The sequence below is a fragment of the Kitasatospora hibisci genome (assembly GCF_043950205.1).
GTDB lineage: Bacteria > Actinomycetota > Actinomycetes > Streptomycetales > Streptomycetaceae > Kitasatospora > Kitasatospora hibisci.
The window spans coordinates 5,860,766-5,876,237 of the sequence record NZ_CP171642.1 but is presented as its reverse complement, the minus strand read 5'-3'; the positions used below and the strand labels follow the sequence as shown (position 1 = coordinate 5,876,237).

13 protein-coding genes are annotated in these 15,472 nt (G+C 72.5%); 9 read left to right on the top strand and 4 right to left on the bottom strand.

Annotated features, from left to right (window positions below; all coding sequences use genetic code 11):
* Positions 1-230: 230 nt before the first annotated feature.
* The 7 genes from ACF9IK_RS25720 to ACF9IK_RS25690 all read left to right on the top strand — a co-directional run bounded on the left by ACF9IK_RS25720 (position 231) and on the right by ACF9IK_RS25690 (position 7,655).
* Entirely contained in the window at positions 231-992 is a 762-nt protein-coding gene (locus tag ACF9IK_RS25720; RefSeq protein WP_395296463.1) for a 3-hydroxybutyrate dehydrogenase, read from the top strand.
* 33 nt (positions 993-1,025) lie between these two features.
* The gene (locus ACF9IK_RS25715) at positions 1,026-2,414 is read left to right on the top strand and encodes an MFS transporter (protein WP_395296462.1); all 1,389 of its coding nucleotides are present in this window, start codon (positions 1,026-1,028) and stop codon (positions 2,412-2,414) included.
* Between the two features lie 127 nt (positions 2,415-2,541).
* Entirely contained in the window at positions 2,542-4,494 is a 1,953-nt protein-coding gene (locus ACF9IK_RS25710) for a helix-turn-helix domain-containing protein (RefSeq protein WP_395296461.1), read from the top strand.
* A gap of 93 nt (positions 4,495-4,587) precedes the next feature.
* A complete protein-coding gene (gene lipB / locus ACF9IK_RS25705; RefSeq protein ID WP_395296460.1) occupies positions 4,588-5,385 on the top strand; it encodes a lipoyl(octanoyl) transferase LipB in 798 nt (265 codons plus the stop codon).
* 154 nt (positions 5,386-5,539) lie between these two features.
* Complete coding sequence (lipA, locus tag ACF9IK_RS25700) at positions 5,540-6,493, top strand: lipoyl synthase (protein WP_238740515.1); 954 nt, start codon at positions 5,540-5,542, stop codon at positions 6,491-6,493.
* 181 nt (positions 6,494-6,674) lie between these two features.
* On the top strand, positions 6,675-6,860 hold the full coding sequence (locus ACF9IK_RS25695; RefSeq protein WP_238740517.1) for a hypothetical protein: 186 nt from the start codon (positions 6,675-6,677) through the stop codon (positions 6,858-6,860).
* Between the two features lie 96 nt (positions 6,861-6,956).
* Positions 6,957-7,655, top strand: a complete 699-nt coding sequence (locus tag ACF9IK_RS25690) for a DUF4191 domain-containing protein (RefSeq protein ID WP_395296459.1) — start codon at positions 6,957-6,959, stop codon at positions 7,653-7,655.
* 129 nt (positions 7,656-7,784) lie between these two features.
* On the opposite strand, the gene ACF9IK_RS25685 is transcribed toward ACF9IK_RS25690, so the two are convergent.
* Positions 7,785-8,252: an RDD family protein gene (locus ACF9IK_RS25685; protein WP_395296458.1), complete on the bottom strand. Its 468-nt coding sequence runs from the start codon at positions 8,250-8,252 to the stop codon at positions 7,785-7,787.
* Positions 8,253-8,518: 266 nt separating this feature from the next.
* On the opposite strand from ACF9IK_RS25685, the gene glnA reads away from it, so the two are divergent.
* Both glnA and ACF9IK_RS25675 read left to right on the top strand, forming a co-directional pair.
* Positions 8,519-9,931 (top strand): type I glutamate--ammonia ligase, encoded by a 1,413-nt coding sequence (gene glnA / locus ACF9IK_RS25680; protein ID WP_395296457.1) that lies wholly within the window; start codon positions 8,519-8,521, stop codon positions 9,929-9,931.
* Between the two features lie 545 nt (positions 9,932-10,476).
* Complete coding sequence (locus ACF9IK_RS25675) at positions 10,477-10,641, top strand: hypothetical protein (protein WP_395296456.1); 165 nt, start codon at positions 10,477-10,479, stop codon at positions 10,639-10,641.
* A 262-nt stretch (positions 10,642-10,903) separates the two neighbouring features.
* Here ACF9IK_RS25675 and ACF9IK_RS25670 read toward each other — a convergent pair whose 3' ends face one another.
* The 3 genes from ACF9IK_RS25670 to ACF9IK_RS25660 all read right to left on the bottom strand — a co-directional run bounded on the left by ACF9IK_RS25670 (position 10,904) and on the right by ACF9IK_RS25660 (position 15,301).
* On the bottom strand, positions 10,904-13,072 hold the full coding sequence (locus tag ACF9IK_RS25670; protein WP_395296455.1) for an MMPL family transporter: 2,169 nt from the start codon (positions 13,070-13,072) through the stop codon (positions 10,904-10,906).
* Between the two features lie 104 nt (positions 13,073-13,176).
* Complete coding sequence (locus ACF9IK_RS25665) at positions 13,177-13,566, bottom strand: DUF302 domain-containing protein (RefSeq protein WP_395296454.1); 390 nt, start codon at positions 13,564-13,566, stop codon at positions 13,177-13,179.
* Between the two features lie 406 nt (positions 13,567-13,972).
* Positions 13,973-15,301 (bottom strand): APC family permease, encoded by a 1,329-nt coding sequence (locus tag ACF9IK_RS25660; protein ID WP_395296453.1) that lies wholly within the window; start codon positions 15,299-15,301, stop codon positions 13,973-13,975.
* Positions 15,302-15,472 lie beyond the last annotated feature (171 nt).

Here is a 15,472-nt window from a genome sequence, read left to right as displayed (position 1 = left end):
CGGCGTGAATGTAGCGAGCATTCGGGCGCTATGGGTGGTTCTGACCGAGCAATCCTCCGAACGGGTGAAGCATCGGCGCCCATTGTGGGGAAGCCAGGACAGGATGGGTTTGGCTCAGGACGGGAGAACCGACGTTCGGCCGTCATGGCGACGACCACCACAGTCCACCCCGGCGCTGTAGTGGACCGCTCCATGGGAGCCGAGCCTTCGGATTCCTACCGTTCTCGGCCATGGACACCACTTCAGCCCGCCCGCTGGACGGCCGCACGGCCCTGGTCACCGGCGCCGCCTCGGGCATCGGCCGGGCCTGCGCCGAGGCCCTCGCCGAGGCCGGCGCCCGGGTCTACGCCGTCGACCTCGCGGCCGGCCCGGCCCGCGAGCTCGCCGAGCGGATCGGCGGCACCGCGCTCGTCGCGGACCTCTCCGACCCGGAGGCGGTGGAGGCCCTGCCGGACGACGCCGACATCGTGGTCAACAGCGCCGGCCTCCAGCACGTCGCGCCCGTGCACGAGTTCCCGGTCGACCGGTTCACACTGATCCAGCGGGTGATGGTCGAGGCGCCGTTCCGGATCCTGCGCCGGACCCTCCCGCACATGTACGGGCAGGGCTGGGGACGGGTGATCAACATCTCCTCCGTCCACGGCCTGCGCGCCAGCGCGTTCAAGTCGGCCTACGTGACCGCCAAGCACGCCCTTGAGGGGCTGAGCAAGACGGTCGCCCTGGAGGGCGCGCCCCACGGCGTCACCAGCAACTGCATCAACCCGGCGTACGTCCGCACCCCCCTGGTGGAGAAGCAGATCGCCGGCCAGGCCCTGGCCCACGGCATCCGCGAGGACGAGGTGGTGGAGCAGATCATGCTCGACCGCACCGCCGTGAAGCGCCTGATCGAGCCGGCCGAGGTGGCCGGGGTCGCCGTCTGGCTCTGCTCGGCTCACGCCTCTTACATCACCGGCACCAGCCTCGCCGTCGACGGCGGCTGGACCGCGCACTGAGCGACGCGACAGAAGGAACGAGGAAGAGGAACCATGACCGCCTCCGCACCCGCATCCGCCCCGGCGGCGGGCCGCTCACTCCCGAGAGTGGTGGCCGCCAGCCTGATCGGGACCACCATCGAGTGGTACGACTACTTTCTCTACGGCACAGCGGCCGCGCTCGTCTTCAACAAGCTGTTCTTCCCCACCAGTGATCCGCTGACCGGGACCCTGCTCTCCTTCCTCACCTATGCGATCGGGTTCGCCGCCCGACCGCTGGGCGCCCTGGTCTTCGGGCACTTCGGGGACCGGATCGGGCGGAAGAGGCTGCTGGTGGTGAGCCTGCTGCTGATGGGCGGGTCGACCACGCTGATCGGCTGCCTGCCCACGTACGACTCGATCGGGGCGGCCGCACCGGTCCTGCTGACTGCCCTGCGGCTGGTCCAGGGGTTCGCGCTCGGCGGCGAGTGGGGCGGCGCGGTGCTGCTGGTGTCGGAGCACGGGGACCAGCGGCGCCGCGGGTTCTGGGCGTCCTGGCCGCAGGGCGGCGCGCCGGCGGGGAACCTGCTGGCGGCCGGCGTGCTCTCGCTGTTGACCACGGTGCAGTCGGACGCGACCTTCCTCGCCTGGGGCTGGCGGGTGCCGTTCCTGCTCTCCGCGGTCCTGGTCGGGGTCGGGATGTGGATCCGGCTGGCGGTCGACGAGTCACCGCTGTTCAAGGAGGCACTGGCGCGGGCCGAGGCGCGCAAGGGCGCGACGGCGAAGGCCGAGCGGCCGCCGCTGGTCGCGGTGTTCCGGCACCACTGGCGCGAGGTGCTGGTGGCGGTGGGCGCCCGGATGGCAGAGAACATCTCGTACTACGTGATGACCACGTTCGTCCTGGCCTACGCGGTGACGCACGTTCACCTGCCCAAGCAGACCGCTCTGAACGCGGTGCTGATCGCCTCGGCGGTCCAGTTCGCCCTGATACCGGTCTTCGGGGCGCTCTCCGACCGGGTCGGGCGCAAGCCGGTGTACCTGGCCGGTGCGGTGGGCGTCGGGATCTGGGCCTTCGTCTTCTTCGGGCTGGTGGACACCGGGTCGTTCGGCGGGCTGGTGCTGGCGGTGACGGTCGGGCTGGTCTTCCACAGCGCGATGTACGCACCGCAGGCGGCCTTCTTCTCCGAGCTGTTCGCCACCCGGATGCGGTACTCGGGCGCCTCGATCGGCGCCCAGTTCGCCTCGGTCGCGGCTGGCGCGCCCGCGCCGCTGATCGCCACCGCGCTGCTGAAGGACCACGGCAGCTCGACGCCGATCTCGGTGTACGTGGCGATCGCCGCCCTGATCACCGTGGGGGCCGTGCTCTGCGCCCGGGAGACCCGCGGCCGGGACCTCGCGGACGTCGGGACCGGACCGGAGCCCCCCGAACAGGCGGCCGCGGTCGTGAAGCCCGCCACGGCCTGACGACCCCTCGCCCGCCGCGGCCCGACGCTCCCCCGGCGCCGGCGCTCGTCTCCCTCGCGAGCGCCGGCCCGTCGTACCCCTGGCGTACCATCGCGCTTCCCGCTCACTGCGATTGGCGGCCCGCACCATGACCGACCCCGGCACCGGCTCGGCACCGGCACTGCGCCGGCTGCTCGACCTGCTCGCCTCCGGCGCCGCCACCGAGGACTTCGCCGACGTGCTGGCCGACGCCCGGCGCCAGGGGGCCCCGGCCGCGGTGCTGAGCGAGATCGACGACGCCACCTGGCAGGCGCTGCGGGTCCACCGGACGCTGCGTCAGCACAGGCGCCGCGAGGCCGAACTGACCGCCCTGTTCGACACCGCCGGGGACCTCGCGGCCTCCCGGGAGCTCGACACCGTGCTGCAGGCGATCGTCCGCCGGGCCCGGATGCTGCTCGGCACCGACACCGCCTACCTGACCCTCCCGGACGAGGCCGCCGGCGACACCTACATGCGGGTGACGGACGGTTCGGTCTCCGTGCTCTTCCAGAACCTGCGGCTCAGCCTCGGCGACGGCCTCGGCGGCCTGGTCGCACAGACCGCCCGCCCGTACGCGACCCCGGACTACCGGACCGACGAGCGGTTCCACCACACCGGCACCATCGACGCGGGCGTCCTGGACGAGGGCCTGGTGGCGATCATCGGGGTCCCGCTGCTGCTCGGCGGGCAGGTGATCGGTGTGCTGTTCGCCGCCGACCGCTCCCCGCGGGCCTTCTCCCCCGACGAGGTCGCGCTGCTCTGCACGCTGGCCGCGCACGCCGCGATCGCCCTGGACACCGCCAAGTCGCTGGCCGACACGCGGGCCGCGCTGGCCGAGCTGAACTCCGCCAACGAGCTGATCCGAGCCCACTCGGCGGCCGTCCAGCGGGCCGAGCAGAGTCATGACCGGCTCACCGACCTGGTGCTGCGCGGGGCCGAGGTGCCGGACGTGGCCGCCGCGGTGGCCGCCCTCCTCGGCGGCGAGATAGCCGTACTGGACACCGGGGGCGAGTCGCTGGCCGGGCGGCCGGCGGCCGCCGACGGGCTGGCCGAGGCGGCGGCCGCCTCCCGGACCGAGGGCCGCTCGGTCCGGCACGGCGAGGCCTGGGTCTGCGCGGTGCTGGCCGGCCAGGAGCCGCTCGGCACCCTGGTGCTGCGCGGCCGCCCGGACCTCGACGACGCCGACCGGCGGCTGTTCGAGCGGGCGAGCGTGGTGACCGCGCTGCTCCTGCTGCTGCGCCGTTCGGTCGCCGAGGCCGAGAACAGGGTCCGCGGCGAGCTGCTCGCCGACCTGCTCACCGCGCCCGACCGCGACCCGGCCGGGCTCACCGCACGCGGCCGCCGGCTCGGCGTCGACCTCGGCCGTCCGCACGTGGTGCTGGTCGCCGAGCCGGCCGGCGCACCCGGGACCGCCGCCACCGACCGCAGCCGGCTGGCCCGCGCCGCAGAGCGGTACCTGTTCGGCTCGCGCGGGATCGGCGCCGAGCACGGCGAGACCGTCGTCCTGCTCGTCCCGGCCGACGACGCCCCGCCCGGCGGCCGCGGCCCCGACGGGCCGGACACCGCGGACACGGCCCGGCCGGCGGCCGAGCGGGCCGCCGAGCGGCTGGCCCGGCTCGCCGGGTTCCCGGTCACCGTGGGCGCCGGCCGCCCGGCCGCCGGCCCGGTGGCGCTGGCCGCCGCCCACGCCGAGGGCCTGCGCTGCGTCCGGGCGCTGCGGGTGCTCGGCCGGTCCGGCGAGGGCGCCTCGGCCCGGGCGCTCGGGTTCCTCGGCGTGCTGCTGGGCGACGGCCCCGACGTGGACGGCTTCGTCGGCGCGACGCTCGGCCCGCTGCTGGACTACGACGCCCGGCGCGGCACCGAGCTGGTCCGCACCCTGCGCGCCTACTTCGACTGCGGCGGCAGCCTGACCCGGGCCAAGGACGCGCTGCACGTCCACGTGAACACCGTGGTGCAGCGGCTGGACCGGGTCGAGGTGCTGCTCGGGCGGGACTGGAACCACCCCGAGCGCTCGTTGGAACTCCAGCTCGCGCTCCGGCTGCAGCTGCTCTCGGGCGCCTGAACGGCGCCACCGGCCGGGGCGTACAGTGGCGAGGTTGGTCTCGAACGCCTGGCAAGGAGCAGCAGTGACCGCGGAGCGCAACGAGGTGGGCTCATGAGCAAGGACATACGGTTCGTGCGCATGGGCATGGGCGAGAGCGCGGTCCCGTACCAGGAGGCCTGGGAGGAGCAGCAGCGGCTGCACGCGCTCCGGGTCGCCGACGAGATCCCCGACACGGTGCTGCTGCTGGAGCACCCGCCCGTCTACACCATGGGCCGGCGCACCAACCCGGCCGACCTCCCGCTAGACGGCACGCCGGTGGTCGAGGTCAACCGGGGCGGCGAGATCACCTGGCACGGCCCCGGCCAGCTGGTCGGCTACCCGATCGTGAAACTGCCCGAGCCGATGGACGTCGTGGCGTACGTGCGGCGGCTGGAGGAGGCGCTGATCCGGGCCTGCGGCGAGTTCGGCGTGGAGACCACCCGGGTCGAGGGCCGCAGCGGCGTCTGGGTGCTGGGCGAGACCATCCCGGACGCGGTGGTGGACCCGTCACAGGTCGTCGACATCGGCAGGCTCACCCTGCGGATGGGTCTGCCGCTGGGCATCGACCCGCGGCTGGCCGGACCCGAGTACGCGCCCTCCAACGCCGGACAGCGCGGCGACGACCGCAAGCTCGCCGCGATCGGCGTGCGGGTCTCGCGCGGGGTGACGATGCACGGCTTCGCACTCAACTGCGACCCCGACATGACCTGGTTCGACCGGATCGTGCCCTGTGGCATCCGGGACGCCGGCGTGGCCTCGCTCTCCGGCGAGCTGGGCCGGGACTTCCCGGTCGGGGAGGCCCTGACCGGGGTCGAGAAGCACCTGGCGGACGTGTTCGCCGAGCTGCCGGAGCCCGCACCCGGCCGCTGAGCCCCCGGGCCTCCGGGCCCGGTCCCCGACCGGGCCCGGGGAATCTACCCACGGGTAGCACTGTTGCCCTGCGATTGCGGGCCGCAGGCCCGGCGAAGGCCGCACAAGCACAGGCGTACCCTGGGGGTACCCCGTCTAGTTCTAGGAGTCGCACGTGTCCGCTGTCGCGCCCGACGGCAGGAAGCTCCTCCGCCTGGAGGTCCGCAACAGCGAGACCCCCATCGAGCGGAAGCCCGAGTGGATCAAGACCCGCGCGAAGATGGGTCCGGAGTACAACGCCCTCCAGTCGCTGGTGAAGAAGGAGGGGCTGCACACGGTCTGCCAGGAGGCCGGCTGCCCGAACATCTTCGAGTGCTGGGAGGACCGCGAGGCCACCTTCCTCATCGGCGGTGACCAGTGCACCCGCCGCTGCGACTTCTGCCAGATCGACACCGGTAAGCCCGCCGAGTTCGACCGGGACGAGCCGCGCCGCGTCGCCGAGTCCATCGTGACCATGGACCTCAACTACGCCACCATCACCGGCGTCGCCCGCGACGACCTGGAGGACGGCGGCGCCTGGCTGTACGCCGAGACGGTCCGCCAGGTCCACGCGATGACGGCCGGGCGCGCCGCCGGCCGCACCGGCGTCGAGCTGCTCATCCCCGACTTCAACGCGGTGCCGGAGCAGCTGGCCGAGGTCTTCTCGTCCCGCCCCGAGGTGCTCGCACACAACGTCGAGACCGTCCCGCGGATCTTCAAGCGGATCCGGCCCGCGTTCCGCTACGAGCGCTCGCTGGACGTCATCACCCAGGCCCGCGCGGCCGGGCTGGTCACCAAGTCCAACCTGATCCTGGGCATGGGCGAGACCCGCGAGGAGGTCAGCCAGGCCCTGGCCGACCTGGTCGGGGCCGGCTGCGAGCTGATCACCATCACCCAGTACCTGCGCCCGTCGCTGCGCCACCACCCCGTGGAGCGCTGGGTGAAGCCGCAGGAGTTCGTCGAGCTGCAGCAGGAGGCCGAGGAGCTCGGCTTCGCCGGGGTCATGTCCGGCCCGCTGGTGCGCTCCTCGTACCGCGCCGGGCGGCTGTACCGGCAGGCGCTGGACCACCGGGCGCAGACCGCGGTCTGACGGCCGCAGGGGCCGGCCGGGCCCGTTCGCACAGGCCGGGTTGAGCCATCCGAAGGGGCGGAGCCACGGCTCCGCCCCTTCCGGTTCACCGGGCTTTGACTGGCAGGTCACGGCCTGGTAACACGGGGTGGTGACGATGGGGGCGTTCGAACCATTTCCACCACGAGGGGAGCTGTTCGACATGCAGGTCGGCATCCGGTCGGTGGGCACCGCGCTGCGACTGGCCGAGAGCGTTCTGCTGGCGGGCGGCCAGCGCCAGGCCCGGCGCAACGCCTGGGCCGCGGTCTGCGAGAACCGGCGGTACGCGGCGGCCAGGGAGCGCGACGCGCTGCCCGTCGGGCCGGCCGCGGAGGCCGCGCGGCGCTGAGGCCGGTACCGCTGCGCGACCGCACGGGTTCACCAGGGTCACGTTCGCGGCGAACGGGTACCCGGGCTTGGATATCCCGTACCCACGGCACGTACCATGAGCGTTATGGCGAGGGAAACATCCGAGAACCCCGGGCGACTGAAGCAGATCCGCCTGGCGTACACCATGACCAAGAAGGTCGACACCAAGATCGGCCTGATCATCGCCGGCGTCGGCCTGCTGACCTTCGGCGTGTTCCTCGCCATCGGCTTCGCGATCGACCACCCCGTCTACCTGGGGATCCTGGGCTTCATCGTGGCCTTCCTGGCCATGGCGATCGTCTTCGGGCGCCGGGCCGAGCGCGCCGCGTTCGGGCAGATGGAGGGCCAGCCGGGGGCCGTCGCGGCGGTGCTGAACAACATCCGCCGCGGCTGGAGCGCCAGCTCCACCCCGGTCGCGGTGACCCGCAACCAGGACGCGGTCTACCGCGCCGTGGGCCGGGCCGGCATCGCGCTGATCGGTGAGGGCAACCCGAACCGGGTGCGCCAGCTGCTGGCATCCGAGAAGAAGAAGATGTCCCGGGTCGTCGGCGACGTCCCGGTCTACGACATCGTCGTGGGCAACGGCGAGGACGAGGTCCCGCTGAAGAAGCTGCAGATCCACCTGATGCGGCTGCCGCGCGCCATCACCCCGGCCCAGGTCACCGAGACCAACGACCGGCTGCGCGCGCTGGGCGACCTGCTCTCCAAGGCGCCGATCCCCAAGGGCCCGATGCCCAAGGGCGCCCGGATGCCCAAGGGCGGCCAGGCCCGCTGAGCCACCCTCCCCATCGAGACGAGACGGCCCCGCCGCGGAACCTCCGCGGCGGGGCCGTTCGGTGTTTGGGACCCCGGTCGGGCCGGCCCGACCGGGGTTCCCCGGGCGCGGGAGCGCCGGGGACCCGGACTAGATGCGGACCTCGACGGTGCCGACGGCCTTGTCGTGCAGGCCGCGGGTGTCCCGGTCCCAGACCAGGGCCGGCACCAGCAGGCAGAGCAGCAGGGTGCGCAGCATCACCTGCGGGATCGTGGCGCGGCTGCCGTCCAGGCGCACCACCCGGAGGCCGAACAGCCGCTTGCCGACCGTCGTCCCGGTCGTGGCGAGCAGCACCACGGTGACGGCGAAGAACAGCGGGGTGGTCCACAGGTTGGCCGAGGCCGGGGAGCCCTTGGCGACGAGCCCGAAGGCGACCAGGGAGACCAGCCAGCCGTCGACGAACAGCGCGCCCAGCCGGCGGCCCGGTCCGGCGACCGAGCCGGTGCCCTCCTCGGGCAGCCCGAGGCGCTCACCGCGGTAGCCGAAGTCGGCGCCCATCTTCTCGGCGGCCGCCTTCGGGCCGTCGATCCACGATCCCAACGCTTCTCTGGTGTCCACGAATCCACACTAACCGGGCGTACGCCGGGAGCCGCCACCGACTCCCCCGGAGGGTGAATCGGGCCTCCCAGGGCTTTCCACCGAGCCGGCCAAGTGGTCCAGACCACTTTGACGGCGCCGCCTGGGCGGGCGAAGCGATTTGCCCCGGAGCGTACGGCTTTGCCGCCCGTTCGACGGCGGCAGTTAACATTCAGGAAACGACCGGGTCACCGGTTGGAAACGGGCCATTCCTAGGGTGAGCCCCATTCGCACGCCGAGGAGGATGGATGTTCAACAACGCCGCCGAAGTGAAGCAGTTCATCCAGGACAACGATGTGAAGTTCGTCGACGTCCGGTTCTGCGATCTCCCGGGCGTCATGCAGCACTTCTCCGTGCCCGCCGCGACCTTCGACCCGGCCGACACGCTGATGTTCGACGGCTCGTCGATCCGCGGCTTCCAGGCCATCCACGAGTCCGACATGGCACTCGTCGCCGACCTGGCCACGGCCCGGCTCGACCCGTTCCGCAAGGACAAGCACCTCAACATCAACTTCTTCATCCAGGACCCGGTCACCGGCGAGGCCTACAGCCGCGACCCGCGCAACGTCGCCAAGAAGGCCGAGGCCTACCTCGCCTCCTCCGGCATCGCCGACACCGCGTTCTTCGGCCCCGAGGCCGAGTTCTACGTCTTCGACTCGGTCCGCTTCGAGACCAGCGCCAACGCGTCCTTCTACCACATCGACTCCGAGGCCGGCGCGTGGAACACCGGCGCCGCCGAGGGCGACGCGCGCGGCTACAAGGTCAAGTACAAGGGCGGGTACTTCCCGATCCCGCCGGTCGACCACTTCGCCGACCTTCGCTCCGAGATGTCACTGGAGCTGGCCGCGGCCGGTCTGGAGGTCGAGCGCCAGCACCACGAGGTCGGCACGGCCGGCCAGGCGGAGATCAACTACAAGTTCAACACCCTGCTGCACGCCGCCGACGACCTGATGCTGTTCAAGTACATCATCAAGAACGTCGCGTGGCGCAACGGCAAGACCGCCACCTTCATGCCGAAGCCGATCTTCGGCGACAACGGCTCGGGCATGCACGTCCACCAGTCGCTCTGGAGCGGGGGCTCCCCGCTCTTCTACGACGAGCAGGGCTACGCAGGCCTCTCCGACACTGCCCGCTACTACATCGGCGGCCTGCTCCGGCACGCCCCGTCGCTGCTGGCCTTCACCAACCCGTCGGTGAACTCCTACCACCGGCTGGTGCCCGGCTTCGAGGCGCCGGTCAACCTGGTCTACTCGCAGCGCAACCGATCGGCCGCGATCCGCATCCCGATCACCGGCTCCAACGCCAAGGCCAAGCGCATCGAGTTCCGCGCGCCGGACCCGTCGTCCAACCCGTACCTGGCCTTCTCGGCGATGCTGATGGCCGGCCTCGACGGCATCAGGAACAAGATCGAGCCGCTGGAGCCCGTCGACAAGGACCTCTACGAGCTCGCGCCGGAGGAGCACGCCAACGTCCCGCAGGTGCCGTCCTCACTGCCGGCCGTGCTGGAGGCGCTGGAGGCCGACCACGAGTACCTGCTCGCGGGCAACGTCTTCACGCCGGACCTGATCGAGACCTGGATCGACTTCAAGCGCACCAACGAGATCGCCCCGATCGCCCTGCGCCCGCACCCGCACGAGTTCGAGCTGTACTACGACCTGTAGGACCCCCTCCGACCCGCGGAAACGCAGGTCGGTCTCTCACCGTTTCCGCAGGTCAGGCACCCTTCTGACCTGCGGAAGCGTTGTTTCCGGACCCGCCGCCGACCGTCCTTCGGCTCGCGATGCGAGATGAGGGTGAGGCGGAAGACGGGCCCGCAGAGCGCCTGAATTCAGGGCCCGGCATGGCCGTCCGCCCTGGGGCGGGAGCCGTTACCGCGCCTGCCGCCGGAGCGGCGCAGGTCGCCCAGGTCGCGACGCAGCCGGGCGGGTTCCCACCCCGGGAGCCCCGGGGCGCCCGCCGGTTCGTCGGCATCGGACACTCCGCGGCGTGCGCGAGGCCCTTCCTGCGACGGACCGCAGCACTCGCGCCGCCGACTTGCCTGGCATGCCCTGCTCACCGTGGCCGCGGCAATGATGCCCGCCACGCTGGACGGGCCGCAGGGCCGAGCGGCGTGAGCGACGGCCATCCAGCCCTGAAAAATACCCCTCCGGGTATATTGGAGGAGAAGGGAACGCCCTTCTTCCGGCTGATCGCGAGGAGTCCTGCCATGTGTCGACGTACCACCTGCCGCAGCTGCGGCAAGGTCACCTACGCGGGGTGCGGCATGCACGTCGACCAGGTGCTTGCCGGAGTCCGCAAGGAAGACCGCTGCAACTGCGACCGGAGCGCGGCCAAGGGCGGCTTCCTGGCGAGGCTGTTGGGCCGCCGCTGAGCGGGCGAGCGAGCGCCGGTCGATCGGGCCGTGCCGGGGATACCCGGCACGGCCCGATCCGCGTCCACCAGGCGATGCTCCACCGCAATGCGGCGACAGCGCCCCGCGTGGACGCAGTGCCCGCCCCAGCGACTCCGTCCGCAGCCCTGCGCCCCGGAGGCCGCGCGCCGACGGCACGGGCGGGCCCGCGCCGTCGGCACCACGAACGAGCGCCGGTGGCGCGAGCGCCGAACTGCGCCCGGCCACCGGCGAGCGGGACGGGTCAGCCGTGTGAGAAGGAGATCTTCGGCAGGACCCGGTCGAGCCAGGCCGGGGTGTGCCAGGCGGCGCGGCCGGTCAGCCGCAGGATCACCGGCAGCAGGACCAGCCGGACCAAGGCCGCGTCGAGGAGCACGGCGACGCCGAGGACGATTCCCATCTCCTTGGGCGGCAGTGGCCCGGACAGGGCGAAGGTGAAGAACACTGCGACCATCACCCCGGCCGCAGCGAAGACCACCCGCCCGGAGTGGGCCAGCGCGCCGACCATCGCCTCCTTCGGGTCGCCGCTGCGTTCGTAGTGCTCCTTGGCCGAGGCGAGCAGGAAGACGGTGTAGTCCATCGCGATCGCGAAGATCATCGCGAAGAAGAACACCGGCGCCCAGCCGTCCAGGAACCCTTGCGACTTGAAGCCGAGAAGCCCCGCGCCGTGGCCGTCCTGGAAGACCAGCCGGGCGACACCGAACGCGGCACCGGTGGACAGCAGACTGGCGGCGGTGCCCAGCGCGGAGATCAGCGGCGCACGAAGGGCGACCAGCAGCAGCAGGAAGCCGAGTGCCATCACCACGCCGATGACCAGCGGGGTCTTCTCGGTGAGCAGGTGCTGCAGGTCGAGGTTCTCCACCGCCGCGCCGCCCACCAGGGTGTCGTGCGGAAGTTCGGCCCGCAGTGCGTCCACGGTGGAGCCGAGCTGCGGGCTCGACGGGTCGACGGAGGGCACGGCCTGGATCATCGACCAGCCGGAGCCGTCGGCCGCGCTCTGGGCGGGCATGACGCCGGCGATACCGGGGGTGCGGGTGATCTGGGCGCCGACCGAGGCAGCCTGGTCGGCGGGGGTGACGATCTGCAGGGTGCCGGGTGCGCCGGGGCCGAACGCCTGCTGGACGGCGGTGTAGCCGGCGCGGGCGCTGTCGTGGGCGGGGATGACCGTGATGGACGGCATCGCGGTGCGCAGGCCGACGACCGGTGCGGCGAGGGCGATCAGGGCGGCCAGCGCGAGGGCGCCGTAGCGGAAGGGGTGCTTCCACAGGCGCTCGCCCCAGGCGCCGAAGCGCGGGGAACGGTGCTCGCCGGTCTTGACCCAGGGCAGGGCGAGGGCGTCGACGCGGTGGCCGAGCTTGCCGAGGACGGCGGGCAGCAGGGTGAGGGTGGCGGCGAGGACGAACAGGACCGCGAGCATGATGCCGCCGGCCATGGACCGGAACGCCGGGGAGGGGACGAGCATGACGGCGGACAGGCTGACCAGCACGGTCGCTCCGGAGAGCAGGACGGCCTTGCCCGCGGTGTCCATGGTCTCGGCGACCGCGCCGGCGCTGGTGAGGGAGCGGCCCATGCGGGCGCTGCGGAAGCGGACGACGAGGAAGAGGGCGTAGTCGATGCCGAGGGCGAGGGCGAACATCATGGCGAAGTTCATCGCCCAGATGGAGACCGGGAAGAGGTGGCTGATCAGCACCAGCGATCCGGCGGAGGCGGCCAGGCCGGCCATGGTGAGCAGCAGTGGCAGCCCGGCGGCGACCAGCGAGCCGAAGGCGAGGACCAGGATGGCCAGGGTGACCGGCCAGGACATGATCTCGGACTTCATCATGGCGTCGTGGTTGGCGGTGTTGAAGTCGCTCCACAGCACGGACGCGCCGGTGGCGTGGACGCTGATCCCTTCCTTGGAGAGGGAGTTGAGCGGCCCCTTCAGGTCGTCGGCGGCGCGGACCATGTCGTCCGGGGACGCCTTGGCGCCGGCCAGCAGGATCGCGGTGCGGCCGTCCTGGCTGATCGTCGCGCCGGGCTGGGGCGCCACGACGGTGGAGATCCGCGGGTCGGCCGCAGCGAGCTCGCCGGCCTTGGCGATCACCTGCTGGACGGCGGGCTCGCTCACCGGCTGGTCGGCGGCGATCACGATCTGCAGCGCGGTCGAGGCGTTGCCCGCGAAGTGCTGCTCGGCGACCTGCCTGACCTTCACGGACTCGGAACCGTTGGCCTGCCACCCCGCGCCGGACAGTGCGGTGGTGACCTGGGGGGCGAACGCCCCGAGGCCGATCACGACCAGCAGCCATCCGGCCAGGACGGCCCTGAAGTGCCGCACCGACCAGGCCCCGAGCCGGCCCAGCAGGCCCGGCGGGCCGGGTGGTTGCGCGGGAGGCGCGGTGGAGGGCCGGGCGGCGGCGGTGTCCGGGTGGTTCACGGGATGCTCCGTTCCTGGGTGGCCCGACAGGGCGCAAAATACGGGAGGGGGTATATGGAAGGGCGGAGAAAAGGGCCCGCCGCGGCGGGCCCGGAGGGCGCCGGTCAGTCCGCGAGGGCGTCCAGCGCGGCGCGCAGGCGGGTGGCCGCCTCGTCGGCGACGGCCTCCAGCGCGGGTTGCTCCGCGACCCGCACCATGAGCTGCGGATCCATCGCCTCCACCACGGTGCGCTCGCCGACCGCACGGACCACGACGTTGCACGGCAGCAGCAGCCCTACGCGGCGGTCGACCTGGAGGGCGCGGTGGGCGAGCAGCGGCCTGCAGGCACCGAGGATCACGTAGTCCTCGATCTCCTCGCCGAGCTTGGCCTGCAGGGTGCCCCGGACGTCGATCTCGGTGAGGATGCCGAAGCCCTGCTCTGCGAGTGCTGCTCGCACGCGCTCCACGGCGTCGGCGAAGGGCAGATCGAGGGTGACGGGAATGCCGTATTCCATGCGGTGCTCCGTTCGTGGTGTCGAGTCGGGCGGTTCGGACGGGCAGGTCGCGGCCGGAGAGCGACCGGGCGGCGACGCCTCCCGGTCTGCGGCGAATGCCGCGAGGGCTACCTCTCGAACCACGACCGACTCACTCCAAAATACCCTAGGGGGTATTTCCAGGATATGACAACACCTGCGGGAGGGGCTGGATCCCCCCTGTCGGCCACCGGGCGTGTCGCCTCACGCGCCATGGTGAGCGGCCCGATCGCCCGGCGGACGGGCCCGTCGACGCGCACGCGGGAGCGCGCCTGACGCCCGTCGCCCGGCCGGTGTCAGTAGTCCTGGGGCCTTCGGCCCGCTCATCGGTGGGGCGCCGCCCGCTCCGTCGGGGTCCACGGCCCGCTGCTCCCGGGCGTCCCGGGCTTCAGGGACGCCCGGGCCGGTCCGGGACGCGGTGGGAGGCGGTCCGCGGCAGGGTGCGGCCGCGTGAACGGATGACGGCCTCGGCGATGACCGCGGTGGCGAGCATGCCGAAGAGGACCGCGAGCTGCTTCGGGATGTTGGCGGCGGCGTAGGAGAGGAGAGCGGCCAGGCAACCCGCGCAGGCCACCACGCCGCAGCGTGACGCGGCTCGCGCGGCCGGGCGGAGCCCGGGGAGCTTGGCGGCGGCGAGGTTCACTGCGGCGAAGACGATCAGGAAGCCGGCCGACCCCATGAGGCTGATGCCCTGGATGTCGACCAGGTTGACGACCACGAGGGTGCCGAGCGTGGTGGCGATGAGTCCGCCGATCGGGCGGTTCCACACCGGCTCGGCCAGGTGTTCGGGGAGCTCACCGTGACGGGCCATGAGGTAGGTGAACTTGGCGGTGCCGTACAGGGTGGCGTTGATGGCGCTCGCGGTGGAGACGACCGCGGCGATCGCGATGAGCGAGAACCCCGCCTGTCCCAGCAGCGGCCGGGCCGCGACCGCGAGGGCGTAGTCCCGGTCCTGGGCGATCTGCTGCGCGGTGAGGTTGCCGACCGCGACGAAGGCCACCAGCACGTACAGCGCGATGACGCTCCCGATGGAGATCAGGTACGCGCGCGGCAGGGTCCGTGCGGGGTCCGCGGCGTCCTCGGCGGCGTTGGCGATGAGCTCGAAGCCTTCGTAGCCGAGGAAGATCAGGCACCCGGCGTAGACGATCGCGCCGCCGTGCGGGTACGCCGCCGGAGAGACCCTGGCGGGGTCGACGAACACCAGCCCACCGAGGCAGAACACCAGCAACACGGCCAGTTTGAAGTAGACCAGCACGGACTCGGCCCGGCCGACCACCCGGGCGCCGGCCAGGTTGAGGCCGGCGAAGGCGACCACCACGATGCTCGCCAGCGGTCGGTGCCAGCCGCCGGGCAGGCCCAGCAGCGCGGCCAGGTACGTACCGAACGCGACGGCGTAGAGGCCGAGCATGACGAAGTAGCTGAGCCACAGCAGCAGGTTCAGCGGCCCGGCGACGCGGGTGCCGAAGGCCCGGTCCAGGAACGCGGCCGTGCCCCCGCGGCTGGGCAGGCGCACGGACAGCAGTGCGTAGGAGACCCCGGTCAGGGCCGCCACGGTCCCGCCGACCAGGAACGACACGTAGGCGCCCGCCCCGGCCACCTGCACGGTGAGCCCGAGGACGGAGAAGATCCCGCCGCCGACCATGCCGCCGATGCCGATCGACACCAGCGCCGACACACCCAGCCCCTGCTCACGGCCGCGCTCGTCCGCCGCACCCACCGGACCTCCTCGTCATCGGCGGTCCCGCCCACCTGCGGACCCCGTCCGCTCCACTGTGCCCAGCACCCGCCGACGGTGCGAGGGCCCTACGGCCCTCGCCGACTGACCCGCTGGGCCCCGGTCCCGGTCCGGGGCGGCGGGAGGCGCCGACCTCGTCGCGTGCCGCGCCGT